The organism is Pauljensenia sp. UMB6358 (assembly GCF_030216865.1).
Classification (GTDB): domain Bacteria; phylum Actinomycetota; class Actinomycetes; order Actinomycetales; family Actinomycetaceae; genus Pauljensenia; species Pauljensenia turicensis_A.
The window spans coordinates 1-324 of sequence record NZ_JASOMS010000085.1 but is presented as its reverse complement, the minus strand read 5'-3'; the positions used below and the strand labels follow the sequence as shown (position 1 = coordinate 324).

At 62.3% G+C, this 324-nt stretch carries 1 pseudogene; it reads right to left on the bottom strand.

The features are described 5' to 3' along the window. A pseudogene (locus QP381_RS08735) lies at positions 1-324 on the bottom strand (NAD-dependent deacetylase); the annotation flags it as partial.

Genomic DNA, 324 nt, shown 5'->3' with positions numbered 1-324 from the left:
AGGCGCGAGCCAGCCGGAATGGTTGCGCGCCCAGTAATGACGGCGGTACGACTCGTCAGACATGAACTGCTGCAGTGTCATGGGGTGTCGGTCAACTGCGCCGGGGGATCGGTAATCCGGCAGGCCGGAGTCCGTGGAAATTCCCGCACCGGTGATCACCGCGATGAGCTTACCGTCGAGCAGTTCGACAACAGGTTCGAGGGCGGCCGGCACATCCGTGGGATCGGGTCGCGCATCTTCAGCCGGAGGCACGGGCGTGTTCTTGATCCGCAGGTTAGGGATGTTGCCGTCGGGGAAGTAATCCTCAATCGAATGGTGAGCCAC